Origin of the sequence: Streptomyces sp. NPDC006197 (assembly GCF_040613865.1) — a bacterium.
Classification (GTDB): Bacteria; Actinomycetota; Actinomycetes; order Streptomycetales; family Streptomycetaceae; genus Streptomyces.
The window spans coordinates 14,874-35,597 of the sequence record NZ_JBEXSZ010000083.1; the positions used below are offsets into that span (position 1 = coordinate 14,874).

At 71.8% G+C, this 20,724-nt stretch carries 14 protein-coding genes; 8 read left to right on the forward strand and 6 right to left on the reverse strand.

Annotated elements, in window-relative coordinates; genetic code table 11:
- Positions 1 to 39: 39 nt before the first annotated feature.
- From ABZ318_RS24205 to ABZ318_RS24225, 5 genes are all read right to left on the reverse strand, one after another.
- Positions 40 to 948 carry an ROK family protein gene (locus ABZ318_RS24205; protein ID WP_356904556.1) on the reverse strand — a complete coding sequence of 303 codons (909 nt, stop codon included), beginning with the start codon at positions 946 to 948 and terminating at the stop codon, positions 40 to 42.
- Positions 949 to 1,086: 138 nt separating this feature from the next.
- Positions 1,087 to 3,411, reverse strand: a complete 2,325-nt coding sequence (locus ABZ318_RS24210) for a beta-N-acetylglucosaminidase domain-containing protein (RefSeq protein ID WP_356904569.1) — start codon at positions 3,409 to 3,411, stop codon at positions 1,087 to 1,089.
- Positions 3,412 to 3,698: 287 nt separating this feature from the next.
- Positions 3,699 to 6,116 carry a M4 family metallopeptidase gene (locus ABZ318_RS24215; protein WP_356904557.1) on the reverse strand — a complete coding sequence of 806 codons (2,418 nt, stop codon included), beginning with the start codon at positions 6,114 to 6,116 and terminating at the stop codon, positions 3,699 to 3,701.
- Between the two features lie 248 nt (positions 6,117 to 6,364).
- The gene (locus tag ABZ318_RS24220) at positions 6,365 to 8,734 is read right to left on the reverse strand and encodes a M4 family metallopeptidase (RefSeq protein ID WP_356904558.1); all 2,370 of its coding nucleotides are present in this window, start codon (positions 8,732 to 8,734) and stop codon (positions 6,365 to 6,367) included.
- A 352-nt stretch (positions 8,735 to 9,086) separates the two neighbouring features.
- Positions 9,087 to 10,433 carry a pyridoxal-dependent decarboxylase gene (locus tag ABZ318_RS24225; protein ID WP_356904559.1) on the reverse strand — a complete coding sequence of 449 codons (1,347 nt, stop codon included), beginning with the start codon at positions 10,431 to 10,433 and terminating at the stop codon, positions 9,087 to 9,089.
- 290 nt (positions 10,434 to 10,723) lie between these two features.
- Here ABZ318_RS24225 and ABZ318_RS24230 point away from each other — a divergent pair, with 290 nt between their 5' ends.
- Positions 10,724 to 11,479: an amino acid racemase gene (locus tag ABZ318_RS24230; RefSeq protein WP_356904560.1), complete on the forward strand. Its 756-nt coding sequence runs from the start codon at positions 10,724 to 10,726 to the stop codon at positions 11,477 to 11,479.
- A gap of 69 nt (positions 11,480 to 11,548) precedes the next feature.
- Positions 11,549 to 13,234, forward strand: coding sequence for a helix-turn-helix domain-containing protein (locus ABZ318_RS24235; protein ID WP_356904561.1), 1,686 nt, complete (start codon positions 11,549 to 11,551; stop codon positions 13,232 to 13,234).
- Between the two features lie 25 nt (positions 13,235 to 13,259).
- Here the strand turns inward: ABZ318_RS24235 and ABZ318_RS24240 are convergent, their stop codons facing one another.
- Complete coding sequence (locus tag ABZ318_RS24240; RefSeq protein WP_356904562.1) at positions 13,260 to 13,847, reverse strand: isochorismatase family protein; 588 nt, start codon at positions 13,845 to 13,847, stop codon at positions 13,260 to 13,262.
- A gap of 194 nt (positions 13,848 to 14,041) precedes the next feature.
- Here ABZ318_RS24240 and ABZ318_RS24245 point away from each other — a divergent pair, with 194 nt between their 5' ends.
- From ABZ318_RS24245 to ABZ318_RS24270, 6 genes are all read left to right on the forward strand, one after another.
- On the forward strand, positions 14,042 to 15,367 hold the full coding sequence (locus ABZ318_RS24245; RefSeq protein ID WP_356904563.1) for a serine hydrolase domain-containing protein: 1,326 nt from the start codon (positions 14,042 to 14,044) through the stop codon (positions 15,365 to 15,367).
- 21 nt (positions 15,368 to 15,388) lie between these two features.
- Positions 15,389 to 16,336, forward strand: a complete 948-nt coding sequence (locus ABZ318_RS24250) for a serine hydrolase (protein WP_356904564.1) — start codon at positions 15,389 to 15,391, stop codon at positions 16,334 to 16,336.
- A complete protein-coding gene (locus tag ABZ318_RS24255) occupies positions 16,333 to 17,250 on the forward strand; it encodes a serine hydrolase (RefSeq protein ID WP_356904565.1) in 918 nt (305 codons plus the stop codon). Before ABZ318_RS24250 ends, ABZ318_RS24255 begins: the two co-directional genes overlap by 4 nt.
- A gap of 227 nt (positions 17,251 to 17,477) precedes the next feature.
- Positions 17,478 to 19,070: an ABC transporter substrate-binding protein gene (locus ABZ318_RS24260; RefSeq protein WP_356904566.1), complete on the forward strand. Its 1,593-nt coding sequence runs from the start codon at positions 17,478 to 17,480 to the stop codon at positions 19,068 to 19,070.
- Positions 19,067 to 20,107: an ABC transporter permease gene (locus tag ABZ318_RS24265; protein WP_356904567.1), complete on the forward strand. Its 1,041-nt coding sequence runs from the start codon at positions 19,067 to 19,069 to the stop codon at positions 20,105 to 20,107. Before ABZ318_RS24260 ends, ABZ318_RS24265 begins: the two co-directional genes overlap by 4 nt.
- A partial coding sequence (locus tag ABZ318_RS24270) for an ABC transporter permease subunit (RefSeq protein WP_356904568.1) occupies positions 20,107 to 20,724 on the forward strand: 618 nt, incomplete at its 3' end. The genes ABZ318_RS24265 and ABZ318_RS24270, both read left to right, overlap by 1 nt.

Consider the following 20,724-nt stretch of genomic DNA (forward strand, 5'->3'; position numbering starts at 1 on the left):
CTGATGGCGGCTCCCACGCGTACCGCCGTCGACACGGCGTCAGGCGGCAGCGGCCTCGCGCTGAAGGTCCCGGGCGAGGAGGGCCGCTCCCATGCATCCCGATCGATCCCCGAAGGCGGCGGGCAGCACCTCGGGCATGGCCTGGAAGGTCAGCCGTCGGGCGAGGGCGTCCCGCAGCGGTGCGAGGCGGCCCCTGCCCGCGTCCCCCAGTTCTCCGCCGATGACGAGGAGGTCGGGGGCGTACAGGGTGACGGCTGTCGCGAGGGCGGCGGCCAGAGCCTCCACGGCCTCCGTGCAGACGGCGCGAGCGACGGTGTCGCCCGCGTCGGCGCGGTGGTAGAGCTCGCCCGCTCCGACCCCGCGCCATTTCGTGAGCCGGGAGTACCGGTGACCGACCGCGGGGGAGGAGGCGATGGTCTCCAGGCAGCCCCGCCCACCGCAGTGGCAGGGTTCGCCGCCCGGCCGGACCACGAGGTGTCCGAGCTCGCCTGCTCCGCCTCGGCTCCCCGGCACGACCCGGCCGTCGAGCACCCACGCGGCGCCGATTCCCGTGCCGACGGAGACGAACAGGAAGTTCCGGCTGGCGCGGCCGGCGCCGAGGCGCGCCTCGGCAAGCCCACCGGCGCGCACGTCGTGGCCGAAGGCCACGGGTATTTCGAGGTGCTCGGCCACCCAGCCCCGCACCGGCATTCCCCGCCATCCCAGCGCACCGGCGAGAACCGCGCTGCCAGACGTGTCGTCGACGACGCCGGGCACCACGATCCCCGCCGCCACCGCACGGCTGCGACGGGCAAGGGTGGCGGCGCATTCGAGTACGGTCTCGAGCACGGCGTCCGGTCCTCGTTCAGGACGGGTGAACCAGCGCTCCCGATCCCGCAGGATGCCGTCGGAGCCGAGCACGCAGCCCTTGATGTACGCCCCGCCGACCTCCAGAGCGACGACGTTCATGCACCGCTCCGTTTCATGCATCGATAGTGCTCGAATATGAAGTATTTATAGCTCCAGTGAGCATCATTGAGCAATCTCGGGATGGAGGTGGCCCAGGGCCCTGACGAGGGCTGGGCAGGTCGCGGCCGGGCACGGACGCTACGTCGCGGGAGCTCCGTAGACGGCCATTTCGTAGATCGAGTAGCCCCAGGAGGTGGCACGGGCAACGCCCTGCATGCGGACGTGGGTGACGGGGCGGTCGGAGGTGATCCGGATGACGTCGTTGCCGCAGGCGGACGGTCTGCGGGTGGCGGCGGAAGTCCAGTTCACACCGTCGTCGGAGGTCTCGACGCGGTACTCGGCCGCGCACGCCGACTCCCAGGCGAGGGTCACCGCGGCGATTCGGGCGGGCGTCGCGAGCCTGATCTCCACCCACTCGTCGTCGCCGTACCCGGAGGCCCAGCGGGTCCCCGGGGAACCGTCGTTGACGTGACGGGCGGCCAGCCGGTCGAGGCCGCTCTCGACGCTGGACGCCGTCGCGGTGCCCCTCAACGCGAGGTTCTCGCCTCCGCCGGCCACGTCCCACAGCTCCAGCATGACGTCGGCCCGTACGAGGAAGGCGTCGAGGACGCCGTCGCCGACCTTCGTCCGGGCCTTCCCCCAGGTGTTGCGCACGGGATCGACCCGTACCGCCCCGGCCTGTTCCTGGAGGTCACGGGAGTGGGCCAGCAGCGCCTGGGAGCGGTCCCGGTCGCCCGCCAGGCGCGTGGCGACGGCGTCCACCATGGCGACCGTCGCGCGGCCCCACAGCTCCGTGGCGTCGAGCCACGCGTCCGCGTCGGCCACGAAGCCCTCCTGCACCGATCCGTCGCGGATCCGGGCCGGTGCCTGTGCGACGGAGACCGCGTACGTCCGTAGTGCGGCCAGGGCCTCGGTGCGCGGGCCGGTGTTCCACTCCGCCCAGAAACGCTCGATCCGGCGGCTCAGTTCGGGCGCCTGCACCTGCCACGGCGTCGCCCCGAAGGTGGGCGCGAGGTGCTCCAGGTCCGCGAAGACGCGGAGCGCCGCGGCTGCCGCCTCGTCGCCGCCCGCGAGATGGCTCATGGCCCGCCTCCAGCTCGTGTCGGCGTCGTAAGCGCGGTCGTTCCACGCGAAGTCGGCGGCACCGAACACCGCGATCTTGCTGGCGTGGGGCTGGTTCATGGGATTGGCGACGATGCCGTTCAGATGCGCGGACAGCCCGGCCTCGCGCTTGTCGTACGGAGCGAGCAGCAGCCGGCCGCTGGTGGCGCCGAAGTCGTTGACCGGGTAGTTGTCCCAGACGAAGACCTTGCGGCCGAACAGCTTCGAGGCCGCGTCCGCCTGGGCGTTGGTGATCGACGGAGGGACGACGTCGGTGCCGGTCCACATGACGACGACCGCGGGGTCGAGAGCCGCCCGCAGGGTCCGCTTGTACGCCGAGTCGCCGAGGTCCCCGTACTCCGTGGGCACCATCTGCAGGGGCCGCGTCCCCGGGTGGGAGGCCACGAAGGTGCGCTGGACGTCGTTGAGCAGGTCCACCTGCGCCTGTGCGGCGGCGGCGCGCCCGGGAGGCCCGTAGGTCCTCCGGTCCCCGTCGCAGTTCCACGAGGTGTAGTCGATGTCGTCCAGCGGCAGGGAGAACGCCCGGGCGCCCAGGTCGTGGACGGCCTGCAGCTTCGCCTTCAGCGCGGCGCGGTCCGCGGGGTCGGAGTAGCAGATGGACGCGCCCGGCGACACGGCGAAGGTGAACGCCACGTGGTTGGAGTTCGCCCGCTCGATCAGCCCGCCCAGCTCGGCGAGCTTGTCCGACGGGTACGGCTGACGCCACTTGTCGCGGTGGTACGGGTCGTCCTTCGGGGCGTACACGTAGGTGTTGGCCTTGACGTCGCCGTAGAAGTCCATCTGGTCCAGGCGCTCGGCCGGAGTCCAGGGCGTGCCGTAGAAGCCTTCGATGGTGCCGCGCAGGGGCATGGAGGGGTGGTCGCTGACGCGGGCGCCGGCGATGCTCCAGCCGCCGTCGGCGGTGCGGACGAAGAGCTGCCGCAACGTCTGGACGGCGTAGTACTGCCCGGAGGCGTCCGTGCCGCCCAGCGCGACCTGCCGCTCCGGGGCGTCCGCGGTCACCCGCAGCGCGTAGCCCTCCGCGTGGCCGGGGACGGCCGTCCCGTCGAGGGCCGCGGTGATGTCGGGCCTGGAGGCGGGGCCCAGCCGTACGGTGAGCAAGCCGCGCGGGCCGGTGTGATCCGGCGCCACGACGTCCACCCTCTCCGCGCCGTGGGCCCGCAGCTCGCGTACGAGACGGTCGCGCGCGGCCCGGTCGGTGCGGTCGTCGGCGGCCACGAGGACCCGCTCGGTGACCACGGCGTCCGTTCCCGACCTGTCGATCGACCGGGGCGTGGGGGAGACGGGGGGAAGGGCGGCGGTGACGGCAGGTGCGGTGTGGGCCGGTTGTCCCAGGCTCATCTGTCCGGCGACGAGTGCGACGAGGAGCGAGGTGCTGAGTAGGGAGCGGGGTCTCTTCACGGCTGCCTCCGACGGGGGAGAGGCAGGGCTGCCGAACCGGGAGCCCTGCACAACTGCTGGAATTGAAAGGGTTGTTGGAGAAATCCGGGCGGTACACGCTCGCACGGGGCTCGATGTGTTGTCTAGACCACCCGTCGGTCGTGGTCGTCCCGGCGGGCTCACGTGGGCACCGTGACCACTCCGCTGCCCACCGTGGCGGGCGCGCAGCGGAGCGGTCGGCGGCCGGTTCAGTTGTGGGCGGTGATCGCGGTGTCGTCGAGCAGGAAGTAGGTCGGCGTGGCCGTGTCCTCCGTGCTCGTGAACTTCAGGGTGACGTTCTGTCCGGCGACAGGGGCGAGGTCGATCGTCTTCTGCACGTAACCGGCGGACGCGTTCAGGTTGGAGTACGTGGCCAGGGCGGTGCCGTTGGCCGTGACGGTCAGCTGGTCGTACGGGGTGGTCCTGGTGCTCTCGTTGGTGACGACGCGCAGCCAGAAGCTGACGGTGGCCTTGCAGCCGTAGGGGACGAACACCGTCTGCGACAGCGTGTCGCTGACCCTGGCACCGTTGCCGCCCACCAGCGCCTTCCAGGTGCCGGTGCGGGGGAACAGCCAGGAGTTGTCGTTGCTGATGACGGTGCCGCTGCCGGTCGTGGTCCACGCGGTGTTGCCGGACTCGAAGCCCGCGTTGCCGAGCAGCTGCGTCGTGGTGCAGGCGCCGAGGGCGTAGGTGAGCCAGGAGAACGAGACGGTGTCGAGGGCGCCGGTGGAGTCCGTGACGGTGAGCGTGACGGTGTGGTTGCCGGCCGTGGTGGGAGTGCCGGTGATCTTGCCGGTGGAGGCGTTGAGGCTCAGGCCCGCGGGCAGGCCGGTGGCCGTGTGGGTCATACCGCCGGCGTTGCTGGTGACGGCCTGGATCTGCAGGCTCACCGCCGTGCCGGTCTGGGAGACCTGGTCACCGGGGTTGGTCAGTGTCACGCCCTGGGTGACGCGGGGGCCGACGCTGACCGCGGCCCAGGCGTTGGCGGCGTTCTTGTACGTGGGGCTGCCCGCCCCGTACAGGTCGGCGGCGGCCTGGAGGGTGGCGGCGCGGGCGCCCGCGTAATTGGTGTTGGAGGTCATGTAGGTGGTCAGCGCCCGGTACCAGATCTTCGCGGCCGTGTCGCGGCCGATCGGGTTGACCGGCAGGCCGTCGGAGGTCGGGCTGTTGTAGCCGACGCCGTTGACCGTCTTGGCGCCGCTGCCCTCGGAGGCCAGGTAGAACCAGTGGTTGGCTATGCCGGAGGAGCCGTGGACGTCCAGGTCGCCGACACCGGAGTACCAGGAGTCCGCGGAGTAACCGTCCTTGCTGGGCTTGTCCATGTAGCGCAGCGGCTTGCCGTCGAGGTCGATGTTGATCTTCTCGCCGATGAGGTAGTCACCGGCGTCGGCGGAGTTGTTGGCCCAGAACTCCACGGTGGTGGCCATGATGTCGGAGGTGGCCTCGTTCAGGCCGCCGGACTCGTTGCTGTAGATCAGGCCGGCGGTGTAGCCGGTGACGGCGTGTGTCATCTCGTGCGCCGCGACGTCGATCGAGGTGAGCGGGTTGGCGTTGTAGTAGCCGTCGCCGTAGGTCATGCAGAAGCAGGCTTCCCACCAGAACGCGTTCCGGTAGATGGTGTCGTAGTGGACGCGGGAGTGGGGCGCCACGCCGTCGTTCCTGACGCCGTTACGGGCGTGGACGTTCTTGTAGTAGTCCCAGGTCAGCTGCGCGCCGTAGGCGGCGTCCACACCGGCGGTCTGCGCGTTGCCGGGCGCGCCGGTGCCCCAGACGTCGTCGGAGTCGGTGAACGTCGTGCCGACGGGGATGTTGCCGCCGAAGGGGTCGTCGTAGGCGTGGTCGAGGTCAGTGGTCTTGTGGCCGCCGCGGGTGTTGTCGATCATGCTGTAGTTGCCGGCGGACCCGGAGGTGCCGATGGTGACCTGGCCGGCGTACTGGCTGTTGCCGGTGCCGTTCTTGACGGCCTGGTACTCGAAGAGCTTGGCGCCGGTGGCCGCGTCGGTGATGACGTGCAGCTCGGAGGGGGTCTTGTCGTGCTGGATGCCGCCGACGACGGTCTCCCAGGCCAGGGTCGGCCTGTCGGCGGCGGCCCAGACGACCTTGCGGACCGAGTCGGCCTTGGCGGACGTGGCACCCTCGGCGTCGGCTCGGCCCAGCGCGAAGGACCTCGCCGAGTCGGCGGTCTTGACCGCGGTGGTGGAGGCGACGGTGATCGTCGCCCGGGTGGCCTTGGTGACGCTCTTGACGGCACCGTTGGCGGCCGAGTGCACGACCAGGTCACCGCCGAGGACCGGCAGGCCGGCGAAGGTCCGCTCGTAGCGGGTGTGCAGCGTGCCGTCGGCGTCCTTCAGGACGGACTTCGGCAGCAACCGCTCCTGTGTGCCCAGGCCCAGGGCGTGGGCCGTGGCGGAGAGGTGCGCCTGTGCGTCGGCCAGCAGCGCCGCGTGCTGGGCCGGGGTGAGCTTGACCTGCAGCGAGCCGGCTCGGGGTGCCGGGGCGGCGGAAGCGGTCTGGGAGGGTGACCGGGTGGCGGCGGTGGCGGCGGTGGGGGGAAGCGCGGCGGCGACCATCGCGGCACCGGCTATCAGGGCACCCGCGGCGACAGCCTTGCGGGGGGAACGTCTCACAGTGAACTCCTAGGACGGTGGCCGAGAGGCTCGGCCGGAGACCGGACGGACGAGGAAGCCGCCCGGGCGGGACTGATCGAGGAGGTGCGCGCGAAGCCGCCTTTTTACGTGAGCATGTCATTGCGTCCGGGCAATATGACGGAAAGTCAGTGACAGCTGGGGGTACGCCAGTCGATCAGCGATCAGACGCTCTCGGACCGGGCTGGTGATTCGCCCGGGGCGGCCTACGCGGCGGCGGTAGGCAGGGGTCAGGGGGTGACGGCGAGGGTGACGTCGTCGAGCAGGAAGGACGTCTGGAGGCCGTAGTCCTCCGAAGCCGTGAACTTCAGGGTGACGCTCTGCCCGGCGAAGGCGGAGAGATCGAGGGTCTTCTGCGCGTAGTCCGTGTTCTTGCTCAGGTTGGAGTACGTGGCCAGGGTGGTCCCGTTCGCCTGGACCTTCATCGTGTCGTACGCCGTGTTCATGATCTCGTCGGTGTTGATGTGCAGCCAGTACGTCAGGGTGGCGGGGCAGCCGGCCGGGATGGTCACCGTCTGCGACAGGGTGTCGGTGTGCGTCTGGCCGTAGCCGCCCATCCAGGCCTTCCAGATGCCGGTGCGCGGCTGCGTCTTGATGTCGTTGTCGATGACGCCGGTGGTGGCGGTCCATGCGGCGTCACCGGATTCGAAGCCGGGGTTGCCGAGCAGCTGTGCCGGGTTGCAGGGGCCGGGCGTGTAGGTCTTCCAGGTGAAGGTGGCGGTACCGGTGGCGTTGGTGGGGTCCTTCACCGTGACCGTGACGTTGCTGGTGCCCAGCGTGGTCGCGGTGCCGGAGATCAGGCCGGTGGAGGCGTTGATCGACAGGCCCGCGGGCAGACCGGTGACCGAGTAGGTCAGCGGACCGGGGTTGGTGCTGACGGCCTGGATCTGCAGGCTTCCTCCGGAGTTGACCGCCGTGTACTGGGTGCCCGGGTCGGTGATCCTCACGCCCACGGGCATGCGGGAGCCGACGTTGACGGCGGCCCAGGCGTTGGCGGTGTGGACGTAGGTGGCGCTGCCGTTGCCGTACAGGTCGGCGGCGGCCCGGAGCGTGGCGAGGCGGGCGCCGGCGTAGTTGGTGGAACCGGTCATGTACGTGGTCAGCGCGCGGTACCAGATCCTCATCGCCGCGTCCCGGCCGATCGCGGTGACCGGCAGCCCGTCGTAGGTGGGGCTGTTGTATCCGACGCCGTTGACCGTCTTGGCGCCGCTGCCCTCGGAGGCCAGGTAGAACCAGTGGTTGGCCGGGCCGGAGGAGTGGTGGACGTCGGCCTCGCCGAGGGTGGAGTACCAGTAGTCCTTGGACTTGCCGTCCCTGGAGGGCTGGTCCATGTAGCGCAACGGCTTGCCGTCGCCGCGGATGTCGATCTTCTCGCCGACCAGGTAGTCGCCGACGTCGGAGGGGTTGTTCGCCCAGAACTCCACCGCGGCGGCGAAGATGTCGGAGGTGGCCTCGTTCAGGCCGCCGGACTCGCCGCCGTAGATCAGACGGGCGGTGCTGCCGGTGACGCCGTGGGTCATCTCGTGCGCGGCCACGTCGATCGAGGTGAGCGGCTTGGCGTTGTTGGTGCCGTCGCCGTAGGTCATGCAGAAGCAGGACGAGTCCCAGAAGGCGTTGACGTAGGCGTCGCCGTAGTGGACCCGGGAGTAGGCGCCCACGCCGTCGTTGCGGATGCCGGTGCGGGCGTGGACGTTCTTGTAGTAGTCCCAGGTCAGCTGGGCGCCGTACTGCGCGTCCACGCCGGCGGTCTGGACGTTGGCCGGCAGGCCGTCGCCCCAGACGTCGTCGGCGTCGGTGAACAGCGTGCCCTGCTGGCTGTCGCTGGACGAGTGACCCATGTCGTAGGTCTTGTGACCGCCACGGGCGGCGTCGTTCATGGTGTAGCCGCCGGCGGACCCCGAGGTGCCGATGGTGACCTGGCCGCCGTACTGGCTGTTGCCGACGCCGGTGTCGATCTCCTCGTACGCGAAGAGCGCGGCGCCGGTGGTGGCGTCGGTGATCACGTGCATCCGGCTGGGGGTGCCGTCGTGCTGCATGCCGCCAACGACGGTCTCCCAGGCCAGGACCGGCTTGCCGGAGCCGGCCCAGACGACCTTGCGGACCGAGTCGGCCTTGGCGGACGTGGCGCCCTCGGCCTTGCCCAGCGCGACGGCCTTCGCCGACTCGGCGCTCTTGGCGGCCTTCGTGGAGGCGACGGTGATGGTGGCCTTGGTGTTCTTGGTGACGTCCCTGACGGTGCCGTTCGCGGCCGCGTGCACGATCAGCTCGCCGCCGAGGACCGGTAGGCCGGCGTAGGTGCGGTCATAGCGGGTGTGCACCGTGCCGTCGGCGTCCTTGAGTACGGACTGGACCACCAACGCCTCCTGCGGGCCCAGGCCCAGGGCCCTGGCCGTGGCGGCGCGGGTGGCGGTGGCGTCGGAGATCAGGGCGCTCCGCTCGGCCGGGCTGAGCGTGACCTGCAGCGCGCCGGCCCGGGGGACGGCGGCACCGGAAGCGCTCTGGGTCCACGCCGGGGCCGGAGCGCCGGTGCCGGCGTGGGCGGTGCCGGCGTGGGCGGTACCGGCCGGAAGCGCCGCGGCGACCATCGCGGCACTGGCCATCAGCACTCCCGCGGCGACAGCCTTTCGGGGAGAACGTCTCACTCTGAGCTCCTTGATTGACGACCGAGAGCCTCGGTCGCTGACGAGTCGGGCGGACCGGGAACGATCCGCCCGGAGGGAACCGACGAAGTGGTGCACCATCAACTGCCGCCGAAGTAATGCGCGTTACGCGCACAATCTCTGCGTCAGAATGCTCAGAAGGCTGCCATGGTTGCGTGAACATGTCATTACGTCGACGTGAGTTGGCTGAAAACCACACCCTCGGATGCCCTGCGCGTCATCGGATCCCGCGGGGCCGGCCGCCGGCCCTGCACACAAGAAGGCCGGCTTCCAGCCGTTCACGCGGCCGCCTTCACGCCATCGTTCCGACGACCTCCCCGACCGTCTCGAGGGTGGTTTCCGGGTGGAGGAAGGCGAACCGGGCGACGGTCTCGCCCTCCCAGCCGGTCGGCGCGACGAACGCGGTCTGGCCGGCGAGGAGGCGGGCGGACCATTCCGTGTAGTCCTCGGCGGTCCAGCCGATCCGGCGGAACAGCACGGCGGACAGCTCTGGTTCGCGGACGAGTTCGAGGTGCGGGGTGTTCCGGATGAGGGCGGCGGTGGCGCGGGCCAGGGTGAGGGCCTTCTCTATGGCCTCGCTGTAGGCGCGGGTGCCGTGGACGGCGAGGGAGAACCACAGGGGGAGGCCGCGGGCGCGGCGGCTCAGGTGGTGGGCGTAGTCGCTCGGGTTCCACCGGGTGTCGTCGTCCGTGTGAAGGGCGTCGAGGTAGGAGGCGTCCTGGGTGTGGGCCGCCCTGGCCAGGCGTGGCTCGCGGTAGAGGAGGGCGGCGCAGTCGAAGGGGGCGAACAGCCACTTGTGGGGGTCGATGACGAGGGAGTCGGCGTGCTCGATGCCCCGGTAGCGCTCCCGGACGCTCGGGGCGAGGAGGCCGGCGCCCCCGTACGCGCCGTCCACGTGGAACCAGAGGCCGAAGTCACGGGCTACGACGGCGATTCCCGCGAGGTCGTCGATGATTCCGGCGTTGGTCGTGCCGGCGGTGGCCGCCACTCCGATGACGTCGGACGGGTCCGCGTCGGCGAGGAGCGCCGCGCGCAGCGCTGGACCGGTCAGGCGGTGGCCCGTGGTCGGCACCACGAACGGCTCGACGCCGATGATGCGCAGGGCGTTGCCGATGGACGAGTGGGCCTGGTCGGACACGGCGAACCTGACGCGCTCGTACGGACCGAGGCCCCGGCGGCGCCGGGCCGTGTCGCGCGCGGTCACCAGGGCGGAGAGGTTCCCGGCCGAGCCGCCGGAGACGAAGCACCCGCCGGCTTCGGCCGGCATGCCCGCGAGATCGGCGAGCAGGCGCAGTACCTGGTTCTCGGCGGCGATGGGGCCGGAGGCGAGGAGCCATGAGACGCCCTGGATCGACGAGCACGAGACGAGCATGTCGAAGAGGGCGGCGGCCTGTGTGGGAGCGGCGGGGACGAACGACAGGAAGCGGGGGCTGTCGACCGCGATCACGGTGGGCGCCAACTGCTCGGTCCACAGCCGCAGGACCTCCGCCGGATCGTTTCCCTCGGGGCCCATCAGCCCGGCCAGGACGCTTTCGAGCTTGTCCCCCTCTCCCGGGTGGTTGAGCGCGGGCCGGTTCAGGAGCCGGTCGCGCAGGGCGGCGAGCACGAGGTCGGTGAGGGCAGGGTCGTACGTGTGCATGGTGGACTTTCGTGTCGACGATCAGCGAGCCCGGCCGCGGCAGGCAGGGGCGGGGCCGGAGGTCAGTCAAATCGGCGCCCGGGCGCAGGCGTTCGGTCCGCGTCACAGGTCTGGGGCGGTCATTTCGTCCGCTCGACCGAACCCGCCGCCCGGAGCGGGGCGCTCCGGCGGCCCGCACCAATCCGGGCCGTACCTTTTGGTGTCGGCGACGACATCCCGCAGGCCCGATCGGGCGACGATCGCGTCGAGACCCCGCGGACGACAGCGGGAAAGTACGGAAGGCCGCCCGCATGCGTCACGTCACCCGCCCGACCCTCGGCATCCTCGGCGGGATGGGCCCCCTCGCCACGGCTGACTTCTACCGGCGGCTCGTCGAGCGCACCCCGGCGACCTCCGACCAGGCACATCTGCCCGTCCTCATGTGGGCGGACCCGGGCGTTCCGGACCGGACGGCGGCGCTGCTCGGGGAAGGGCCTTCGCCCGTTCCCGCCCTCGTCGAGGGGGCCCGCTGGCTTCAGCGTGCGGGAGTCAGTTGCATCGCCGTCCCCTGCAACACCGCGCACGCCTACGTCGAGCAGCTGTCCAGGGCCACCGGCGTCGAGGTCCTCGACATGATCAGGGCCGCCCTCGAGGCAGCGGCGCGCCGTACGCCCGGACTTGAGCGCGTGGGCGTTCTGGCGACCCGGGGGACGCGGCTGACCGGGCTGTACGAGCGGGCCGGCGCCCGGCTCGGGCTCGACGTGGTCCAGGTGCCCGACGTCGTCCAGGACGAGTACGTGGATGCCGCCATCCGCGCGGTCAAGGGCGGCGCCGACCCCGCCGGGCCCGAGCGCTGGATCACCGCCGCGACCGAGAGCCTCAGGGAGCGGGGTGCCCAGGCGGTCGTCGCCGCATGCACCGAGATACCGCTGATCAGCTCGCCGGCATCCCGCGTGCTGCCGCTGGTCGACTCGACCGACGCCCTCGCCGAAGCCGCCGTCGCCCGCCTCTGGCGCCCGGTGCCCAGCCCTGCCCGCGCCGTTCGTACCGGCGAACGAACCGGCTGACGTATCCTCGTCCGCACGCACCACATCGCAGGGCTGCGCGAGTCCTAACCTGCGGAGATGATCAGGCACATGTCGACGCACCCCGCCCGAAGCCTCGGCCGGGTGCTCGAGGACTTCGGCCACACCCTCCTGGACCTGCTGTACGGCGATCCCGACGCGGTCGGCGAGATCGGCGGCGTCGGCATCCACGATCCGTACGACGAACAGCACTACCCGGAGCGTGCCATCGTGCTCGGCGTCGGTGTCCACGGCGCCGAAGAGACCGGCCGGCTGCTGCGGTACCTCGCCGCGCTCGGCGCCACCGCCCTCGTCGTGCGCGGCCCCGTCGACGACGCCGACGAGCTCGGGCCCGTCGTGAACGAGACCGGCGTCGCGCTGCTCGCCCTGACCCGTGGCGCCTCCTGGGCCCAGCTGGCCGCGATGCTGCGCACCCTGCTTGCCGAAGGGGACGTGGGCCATGCGAGGGAAGGCGAGGAGCAGACGCTGGGCGGGGTGCCGTCCGGGGACCTCTTCGCGCTGGCCAATGCCATCGCCACCCTGCTCGACGCCCCCGTCACCATCGAGGACCGCCGCTCCCGCATCCTCGCCTTCTCCGGACGGCAGGACGAGGCGGACGCCCCGCGGGTGGAGAGCATCCTCGCCCGCCAGGTCCCCGAGCGTTATCTGCGCCACCACGAGGAGCACGGCGTCTTCAAGGAGCTGTACCGCAGCGAGGGCCTGGTCCATGTGCCCGCGCCCACCCTCGGCGACGAGGTGGCGCTGCCCCGGGTCGCCGTCGCCGTGCGCGCCGGCGACGAGTTCCTCGGTTCGGTATGGGCCGCGCTGCGCAAGCCCCTCACCCCGGAGCGGGAGAAGGCGTTCCTGGAGGCGGCGAAGCTCGTCGCCCTCCACATGCTCCGCTTCCGGGCCGGTACGGACGCCGAGAACCGGCTGCGGGCCGACCTCGTCACGACCGCGCTCGAAGGCGGGGCAGGGGCGGTCGAGGCCCTCGGCCGGCTCGGCCTCGTCGACGAACCCGCCCTCGTCATGGCCATGGGGCTCGCGCCCGAGCAGGGCGAGGACCACGCCCACGTCACGGCCGAGCGCCAGCGCCTGGCCGCCGCCCTGGCCGTGCACCTCACCGCCGTACAGCCGCGTTCCGCCGTGGCACTGCTCGGCGACGTGGCGTACGCGCTCTTCCCCGTCCCCGGCGACAGCGCCCACGCCCGGGAACGCGCCCTGCAGGTGGCGGAGAACTTCCTCCAGCGCACCGGCGACCGCACCGGCGCCGTCATCGGGATCGGCTCGGTCGCCGAGGAGCCGGCAGCGCTCCCGAGGTCCCGGGCCAACGCCGACCGGGCCCTGCGCGTGCTGTTCACCGGCCGTACCGGCAAGCGCGTCGCCTCGATCGCCGACGTGTACGTCGACGCCCTGCTCCTGGAGATGCGGGACCTGGCCGTCGCCAACCGCGACGAGCTCTCCGGCCCCCTCGCCCGCCTCGTCGCGTACGACGCCAAGCACAACGCCCACCTGGTGGAGACGCTGCGGGCCTGGCTGGACGCCTTCGGGGACGTGATCACCGCCTCGGCGAGCGTGTTCGTCCACCCCAACACCTTCCGCTACCGGATCCGCCGGGTGGCCGAGGTCGGCGAGATCGACCTCCAGGACCCGTCGGCCAGGTTCGCCGCGATGCTGCAGCTGCGCCTGCTGGGCACACGGAACGGCGGTGGGGCCGGTCCCGAAGGCCCTGGCCCCGCCGCCGTCAGGCGCGACTGAGAGCTGCCTCGTCGAGCTCCCTCGTTCAGAGGCGGACGCCCGGCGGGACCGTCAGGTCCGCGTGCGTGTCGTGGAAGGCGTCCGCGTCCTGGATGGTGCGCACCCAGTCGTAGAACAGCTCCTTCGTCGAGAGGGTCTCGATGCCCCGGCCCGCCAGGCGCCGCAGGCCCCGCTCGTGGGCCTGACCGGGGGAGTACGCGGCGTCGTCCACGACCACCACGCGCTTGCCCGCGCGGTGCAGCTGGATCGCCGAATGAGCGACGCAGATGTCCGTCTCGATGCCGACCAGGACCGTCGTCGTGCGTCCGGTGGCCTCGATCGCGGCGGCGATGTCGGGGTTGTCCCACACGGCGAAGGCGTTCTTCGGCAGCGTGACCGCCTTGGCCGGCAGCGCCTCGCGGATCTCCGGCACGGTGTGGCCGCCGGCCGCCGGGTCCTCCTCGGTCACCACGACGGGGATCTTCAGGCGGTCCGCCACGGACGTGATCCAGGCGATGCGCCGCACCATGTCGTGGAACCGCTGCCGGTCCACGTCGAGGCGGTGGGGCGGGTAGAAATCGGTCTGCACATCGATGATCACCAGGGCGCAGTCGTCGCGGTCGATCAGCGGCATCGTCGTCTCGTCTCCTCGTACGTTCGGTGCACGCCACCCTAGGAACGCCGACCGCCCCCGGAGTCGTCCGCCGGGACAAGCTCCGACCTGCACGTTCGTATCGCCGTACGAACCCTGCCGGAGCCTTCGTGCGTACGCTTTCGGCCAAGCTCACCGAGCCGCAACCAGACACATCGAACCCCCGGAGGGCGAGCGTGAAGGCCGACATCGAGCACTGGACGAGCCGCCTCGCGGTGCTCGCAGCCGACTCCGGGGCGCCTGGCGCGAGCATGGCCTTCTGGTACGGCGGTGAGCTGTACGCGTGCGCCACGGGCGTCCTCAACACCGCGACCGGGGCGCCGGCGCGCACCGACTCGCTGTTCCAGATCGGTTCGATCACGAAGGTGTGGACCGCGACCCAGCTGATGCTCCTGGTCGAACAGGGCCGCGTCGCGCTGGACACCCCCGTCGCGGAGATCCTGCCGGAGTTCCGGGTGGGCGACCCCCGCGCCACGGAAGCGATCACCCTGCGCCACCTGCTCACCCACACATCGGGCATCGACGGCGACCTCTTCCTGGACACCGGGCGCGGCGACGACTGCCTGCGCCGATACGTCGAGGCGTGCGCCGGCCTGGAGCAGACCTTCCCCGTCGGGGGCTCCCACTCGTACTGCAACTCCGGCTTCGTCATCGCGGGCCGTGTCGTCGAGCAGCTCACCGGAAAGGTGTGGGACCGGGCCCTGCGCGAGCAGATCTGCGACCCGCTCGGGCTCACCCACACCTGGACGCTGCCGGAGGACGTCCTGCGCTTCGGCGCGGCCGTCGGCCACGACGAGCACGGCGCCGTGGTGCCGCAGTGGGGACTGCCCCGGTCTGTCGGCCCCGCGGGACTGATCTGCGCGCGGGCCGCCGACGTGGTCGCCTTCGGACGCGCCCACCTCACCCCCGGAGCGCTCCTCGCCGACCCCGCTGCCCTGCGACAGGCGCAGGTCGATCTGCCCAATCCGCACGCCGGCGGGCGGCAGTGGGGCATCGGCTGGAGCCTGGACGAGTGGGGCGGCCACCGGGTCGTCTCCCACACCGGCGACACCATCGGCCAGCACGCCGCGCTCTGGGTCCTGCCCGAGCTGGGAACGGTCGTCGCCGCGCTGATCAACGGCGGCCGGAGCGTCGAGTTCCAGCACCGTCTCGTCACCGAACTTCTCGGGGACCTGCACGCGATCGACGTCCCCGCTCCCCTCGCGCCGCCCGAGCCGCCCGTCCACGTCGACACCGAACCCTTCACCGGCGTGTACGAGCGGGCCGGCAGCAGGATCCACGTCACCGCGCACGAGGGCGGGCTGCGCCTGCGTACCGAACCCACGGGCATCCTCGTCGGCCTCGCCCGGTCCCGCACCCTCGACCTCGTCGCCGTCGACGCGACCACGTTCGTCGGCCGCGACGAAGGCGACTCGATCTGGGACGCGGTGGTGTTCGAGCGGCGCGCCGACGGCCCCTCGTACCTCCACTACAGCGGCCGCGCCACCCCCAAGACCAGCTGATCTCCGCAGGATTGGATCCCCATGGCACCACCCTCCACCGCAGACGCGGCGACCTCGGCCCTCCACACGGTCTTCGACGAGGCCGGAGTCGAGGGCTTCGTCCACGCCCGCGACATCGACGGTGACGGCGAAGGCGGTGACCGTGAGGTCGCCTTCCGCGCCGACGCCCCCGTCATCGTCGCCTCCATCCGCAAGATCGCCGTCGCGGTCGCCTACGCCCGCCAGGCGGCCGCCGGAGCCCTCGACCGGGCCGCCCGTCACACCGTCACCGAGGCCAACCGCGAGGGCGGCGGCATCGGCACCGACAGCTGCCGGTACGACGTCACCATGAGCACCCGCGACCTCGCCTTCTTCATGCTCTCCATGAGCGACAACGCGGCCACCGACAAGCTCATGGAGATCCTCGGCACGGACCGGGTACGTGCCGTCGCCGCCGAACTCGGCTGCCCCGACCTGCCCGTCGGGCGCTACCGCGAGCTGTGGGACCCGGTCTGGGAGGAGCTCGGCCTCGACCCGGGCGGCGACATCGACGCCCAGCTCGACCACGTCAGTGAGGACCGGATCAGGCGTCTCGCCATGCTCGACCCGACTCGTTCGGCGTCCAGTACGCCCCGGGAGATCACCGCCATGCTGACCGCGATCTGGCGCGACCGGGCCGGCCCCGCCGCAGCCTGCGCCGAGGTCCGTGAGCTCATGAGCCATCAGCTGTCCGTCCACCGCCTCGCCGCGGGCTTCGACGACGACGTCCGCGTCGCGGCCAAGAACGGCTCCCTGTGGGGCGTCCTCAACGAAGCCGCCGTCGTCGAGTACCCCGACGGCGGCCGCTACGCCGTCGCGGTCTTCCTGCGCACCTCCGCCCTCGGCGGCCGCAACCCGGCCGCCGACGCCGCGATCGGCCGCGCCGCCCGGACCGCCGTCGACCACCTGCGCCGGATGCCGCGCGCCACCGCACCCGAGGAGACGACATGACCACCACAGCCGCGCGGACGGCCGGCGCCGCCCAGGTCCACACCACGCTTTCGTCCGTCTTCGCGCAGGCCCGGACCGAAGGCTTCCTGCACGTCCGCGACCTCGACACGGGAGCGGAGTTCGGCCACGGCGCCGACACCCAGGTCGTACTCGCCTCCGTCTTCAAGATCCCCATCGCCCTGGAGTACGCCCGGCAGGCGGCGGCCGGGGAACTCGACCCGGCCCGGCGCCACACCGTCACTTCCGCCTACCGGGCGGGCGGCAGCGGCACCGACGGCTGCGCCCACGACGTCGAGATGAGCGCCCGCGACCTCGCCTTCATGATGATGACGATCAGCGACAACGCCGCCACCGACCTGCTCCTGGACGTCGTCGGACCCGACCGCGTCCGCGCGACACTGGACGACCTGGGCTTCCCCGGCTTGGGGTTCTCCTCCTGCGCCGCCCTGGACGACGACATCCGGCGGGAGCTCGGGCTCGATCCGGACCGCTCCCTCGACGACCAGCTCACGGGCATCCCCGACGAACGACTCCTCGCCCTCCGCGCCTGTGCTCCCGGCAGCAGCCCGTCGAGCACCCCGCGCGAGGTGACCGCGCTGCTCTCCGCGATCTGGCGCGACGAAGCCGGGCCGGCGAGCGCCTGCGCCGAGGTCCGGGACATCATGGGCCGACAGGTCTGGCAGCACCGGCTCGTCTCCGGCTTCCCCGAACCGGGCGTGCGGCTCGCCGGGAAGACGGGCACCGACTTCGCCGTACGCAACGAGGCCGGCGTGATCGAGTACCCGGACGGCAAGCGGTACGCCGTGGGCGTCTTCCTCCGTACGTCGACCGCGGCCACGCGGCAGCCCCTCGCCGACCGTGCGATCGGTCGCGCCGCCCGGGCCGCCGTCGACCACCTCCGCGCCGGAACCTGAACGAGCCACGCCGCGCCGAGCCACCCCGTGCACGCCAGCCCTCCGTACGGACACGCCACGCCCCGGACCGCATCCCCCGCGGTCCGGGGCCGACACGTCTCCAAGGCCGTCGCCCGGCTTGGGATCCCCCACCCAACGAGCCCTGCGGCTTTCGTCGCCCCGACTGAATCATTTCCGGCCACGAGCCGCGACTGTGGGGCAACTCTCCCGCTCCAAGGAGTCCCCCTATGAAGCCCCCGATGAAAAGAGCCAAGGCGATCTCCGCCTGTCTCGCGGTGTCACTGCTGGCGGCCGGCTGCGGCAGCGTCGCGCAGGCCGGGTCGTCCGGCGGCGACGCCTTCAGCTACGCGATCAAGAGCGACCCGGGACTGCTCGACCCGGCCCAGGTCCAGAACACGACCACGTACACCGCACTGTCGCTGGCGTACGACACCCTGGTCCACACAGGGCCCGACGGCCGGATCGTCTCCGGACTCGCCGAGAAGTGGGACGTCAGGCCCGCCTCCGTCACCTTCACCCTGCGCCGCGGCGTCACCTGCGCCGACGGAAGCCCGGTGACCGCGAGCACCGTCGCCGCGAACGTCGCCCACATCACGGACCCCGCCACCAAGTCGCCCGCGTACGGCGTCGTGGTCCCCGAAGGACTCACCGCGAAGGCGGACGACACCGCCCGCACCGTGACGCTGTCGACGCCCGAACCCTTCGCTTTCATCCTGCAGAGCACCCGCTACCTCTTCATCGTCTGCGGTGCGGGTCTGAAGGACCGCGCCCTGCTGGCGAGCGGCACCTCCGGATCGGGCCCCTTCCGGCTCACCTCCGCCGAACCCAACCAGAGCTACACCTTCGCCAAGCGCGACGACTACGCGTGGGGACCGGCCGGGGCGACCACCGCCGACCCCGCCATGCCCGGCTCGGTCGTGCTCAAGGTCGTCGGCAGCGAGTCGACGGCCGCCAACCTGCTCCTCTCCCACCAGCTCAACGGCGCACAGCTGGCCGGCCCCGACCGTGCCCGGGTGGCCAACATCCCCGGCGTCACCACCACCGTCCAGGCCAACGGCACCCAGGAGTTCTTCTTCCACCAGGGCACGGGCCACCCCGGCAGCGACCCGGCCGTCCGCAAGGCCCTGCTCCAGGCCGTCGACCTCGACTCGCTCGGGGCGATCGCCACCGGCGGCACCGGCCGCACCCCCACCGGCCTGGTCACGGACCCGAAGCCCTGCCCGGGCGACACCGTCACCGGTCACCTGCCCGTCTTCGACCCCCAGGCGGCCGGATCGGCGCTCCACGCCGCGGGCTGGCGCCGGGGCCCCGACCGCTTCCGGGTGAAGGACGGGAAGCGACTCACGATCCGCATGCTCTACGGCACGTCGTCGGGCGAGACGATGGCGGCCGCGGCCGAGTACCTGGCCGAGGCGTGGAAGAAGGTCGGCGTCGACGTCCGGCTGCGGGCCGTGTCCGACGCCGCCTACGGCGAGGTCGAAGCGGTCACCCAGGACTGGGACGTGGACTGGGCTCCCCTCGGCGTCACCCTGCCCACCCAGCTGCTCGGCACGCTGTCCGGCCCGTTCACCCCCGACGGCGGCAACTTCGCCCACCTCACCAACACGTCGTACGAGCAGCTCACCGCAGAGGCGAGCAAGCTGCCCGGCACCGCCGGCTGTGCCCTGTGGGACCGGTCGGAGCACGCACTGTTCGAGAGCGGCGACATCGTTCCCGTCGTCGACAAGACCGTCACGGTCGCCGCCCACAACGCCACCTTCCGCATCACCTCGGGCCTCTTCGACGCGACGTCGATCCACATGACGGGAGGCCGGAAGTGACCACCAGGACCGATGCCCCCACTCCGCACGAGACGACCCCGGCCGCCGCACCACGCCGTCGGGTCCGGCGCCTGACCCCGCTCTTCCTCGCGCGACAGCTGCTGCGCCTGGCCGGCTCCCTCGCCGTGCTCGTCGTGGCGTCGTTCGCGATGATCCACCTGATCCCCGGCGACCCGCTGCGCCAGATGCTCGGCCCCACCGCGCCGAAGGAACTCGTCGCGCAGCGCAGGAGCGAACTCGGGCTTGACCAGCCGTTGCCCAGCCAGTTCACCCACTACGTCCGGCAGCTGTTCTCCGGCGACCTCGGAACCTCGTTCTTCTCCTCCCAGCCGGTGACCGACCTCATCGGCCAGGGCCTGCCCAACACCCTGGCCCTCGCGGTCCTCGCCACCCTCGTCGCACTCGCCGTGGCCGTACCGCTGGGCCTGTGGGCCGCCGTCCGCACCCACAACGGACGCCGGCGCGGCACCGAGACCGCGTTCACCACCCTCACCGGTGCCGCCGTCGCCATCCCCGAGTACCTCTACGGGCTGGCGCTGCTGCTCGTCCTCGCCCTGGGTCTCGGCCTGTTCCCGCCGGCCGGCCTGACCGGGCCCGCCTCCTTCGTGCTCCCCGTCACGGCCCTCGCCATCGCCCCCGCGGCGATGATCGCCCGTCTGGCCCGGGTGGAGACCCTGCGCGAACTGGACACCGACTACATGCGCCTGGCCCACGCCAAGCGGCTGCCCGCCTGGCGGCTGTACGCGGTGCACCTGCTGCCCAACACCCTCACCGCGACCCTGACCATGGGCGGCCTGCTGCTCAGCGGACTCATCACCGGAAGCGTCCTGGTGGAGAACGTCTTCGCCTGGCCCGGTCTCGGCCTGCGCACCGTCGAGGCCATCACCCAGAAGGACTACCCCGTGGCGCAGGCGATGATCCTCGTCTACGGCGCGCTCGTCCTCGTCGTCAACTTCCTCGTCGACATCCTGCTCGGGATCCTCGATCCCAAGTCGACCCTGTCCACCCCGTCCGCCGCCACCCGCAGGGAGGGCTGATGCGCCGCCTGCTGAGAAACCCCGTCGGTCTGCTGGGCGCCGTACTCGTCGCCCTCATGGTCCTCCTCGCCGTCGTCGGCCCGCCGATCTGGCAGGACGCCGCAGACCAGATCAACCCCAAGGAGATCAGCCAGGGAGCCTCGTCCGCACACCTGCTAGGCACCGACGCCCTCGGCCGGGACCTGCTGGCCCGGACCCTCGTCGCCACCCGGCTGACCCTGGGCCTGGCCTTCCTGGCCACCCTGATCGGCACCGTCTCCGGAATCCTCCTCGGCACCCTGCCGCAGATCCTGCCGCGACCGGCCGGCCGCGCGGTCGTCGCCGTGGTCGACCTCCTGGTGGCCTTCCCCACCCTGCTGCTCGCCATGTTCACCGCCGTCGTCGCCGGTCTCGGCGCGCAGGGCGCCGTGCTCGGCATCGGCGTGGCCCTCGCACCGACCTTCGCCCGGCTCACCCACACCATGACGGCGACCGTCGCGGGGTCGGACTACATCGCGGCCGCCCGCATGCTGCGCGTGCCCCGCCGCCGCATCCTCACCCGGCACGTCCTTCCCAACATCGCCGAACCGCTCATCCTCAACACCGCCCAGGCGATGGGCGGTGCCCTCCTCGGCCTG

What these genes read in the sequence shown, in the direction of transcription:
- ABZ318_RS24255 (WP_356904565.1), top strand. Translation starts at nt 16,333, where the DNA reads ATGACCACCACAGCCGCGCGGACGGCCGGCGCCGCCCAGGTCCACACC.
- ABZ318_RS24235 (WP_356904561.1), top strand. Translation starts at nt 11,549, where the DNA reads ATGTCGACGCACCCCGCCCGAAGCCTCGGCCGGGTGCTCGAGGACTTC.
- ABZ318_RS24205 (WP_356904556.1), bottom strand. Translation starts at nt 948, where the DNA reads ATGAACGTCGTCGCTCTGGAGGTCGGCGGGGCGTACATCAAGGGCTGC.
- ABZ318_RS24240 (WP_356904562.1), bottom strand. Translation starts at nt 13,847, where the DNA reads ATGCCGCTGATCGACCGCGACGACTGCGCCCTGGTGATCATCGATGTG.
- ABZ318_RS24225 (WP_356904559.1), bottom strand. Translation starts at nt 10,433, where the DNA reads ATGCACACGTACGACCCTGCCCTCACCGACCTCGTGCTCGCCGCCCTG.
- ABZ318_RS24220 (WP_356904558.1), bottom strand. Translation starts at nt 8,734, where the DNA reads ATGGCCAGTGCCGCGATGGTCGCCGCGGCGCTTCCGGCCGGTACCGCC.
- ABZ318_RS24210 (WP_356904569.1), bottom strand. Translation starts at nt 3,411, where the DNA reads ATGAGCCTGGGACAACCGGCCCACACCGCACCTGCCGTCACCGCCGCC.
- ABZ318_RS24260 (WP_356904566.1), top strand. Translation starts at nt 17,478, where the DNA reads ATGAAGCCCCCGATGAAAAGAGCCAAGGCGATCTCCGCCTGTCTCGCG.
- ABZ318_RS24230 (WP_356904560.1), top strand. Translation starts at nt 10,724, where the DNA reads ATGCGTCACGTCACCCGCCCGACCCTCGGCATCCTCGGCGGGATGGGC.
- ABZ318_RS24250 (WP_356904564.1), top strand. Translation starts at nt 15,389, where the DNA reads ATGGCACCACCCTCCACCGCAGACGCGGCGACCTCGGCCCTCCACACG.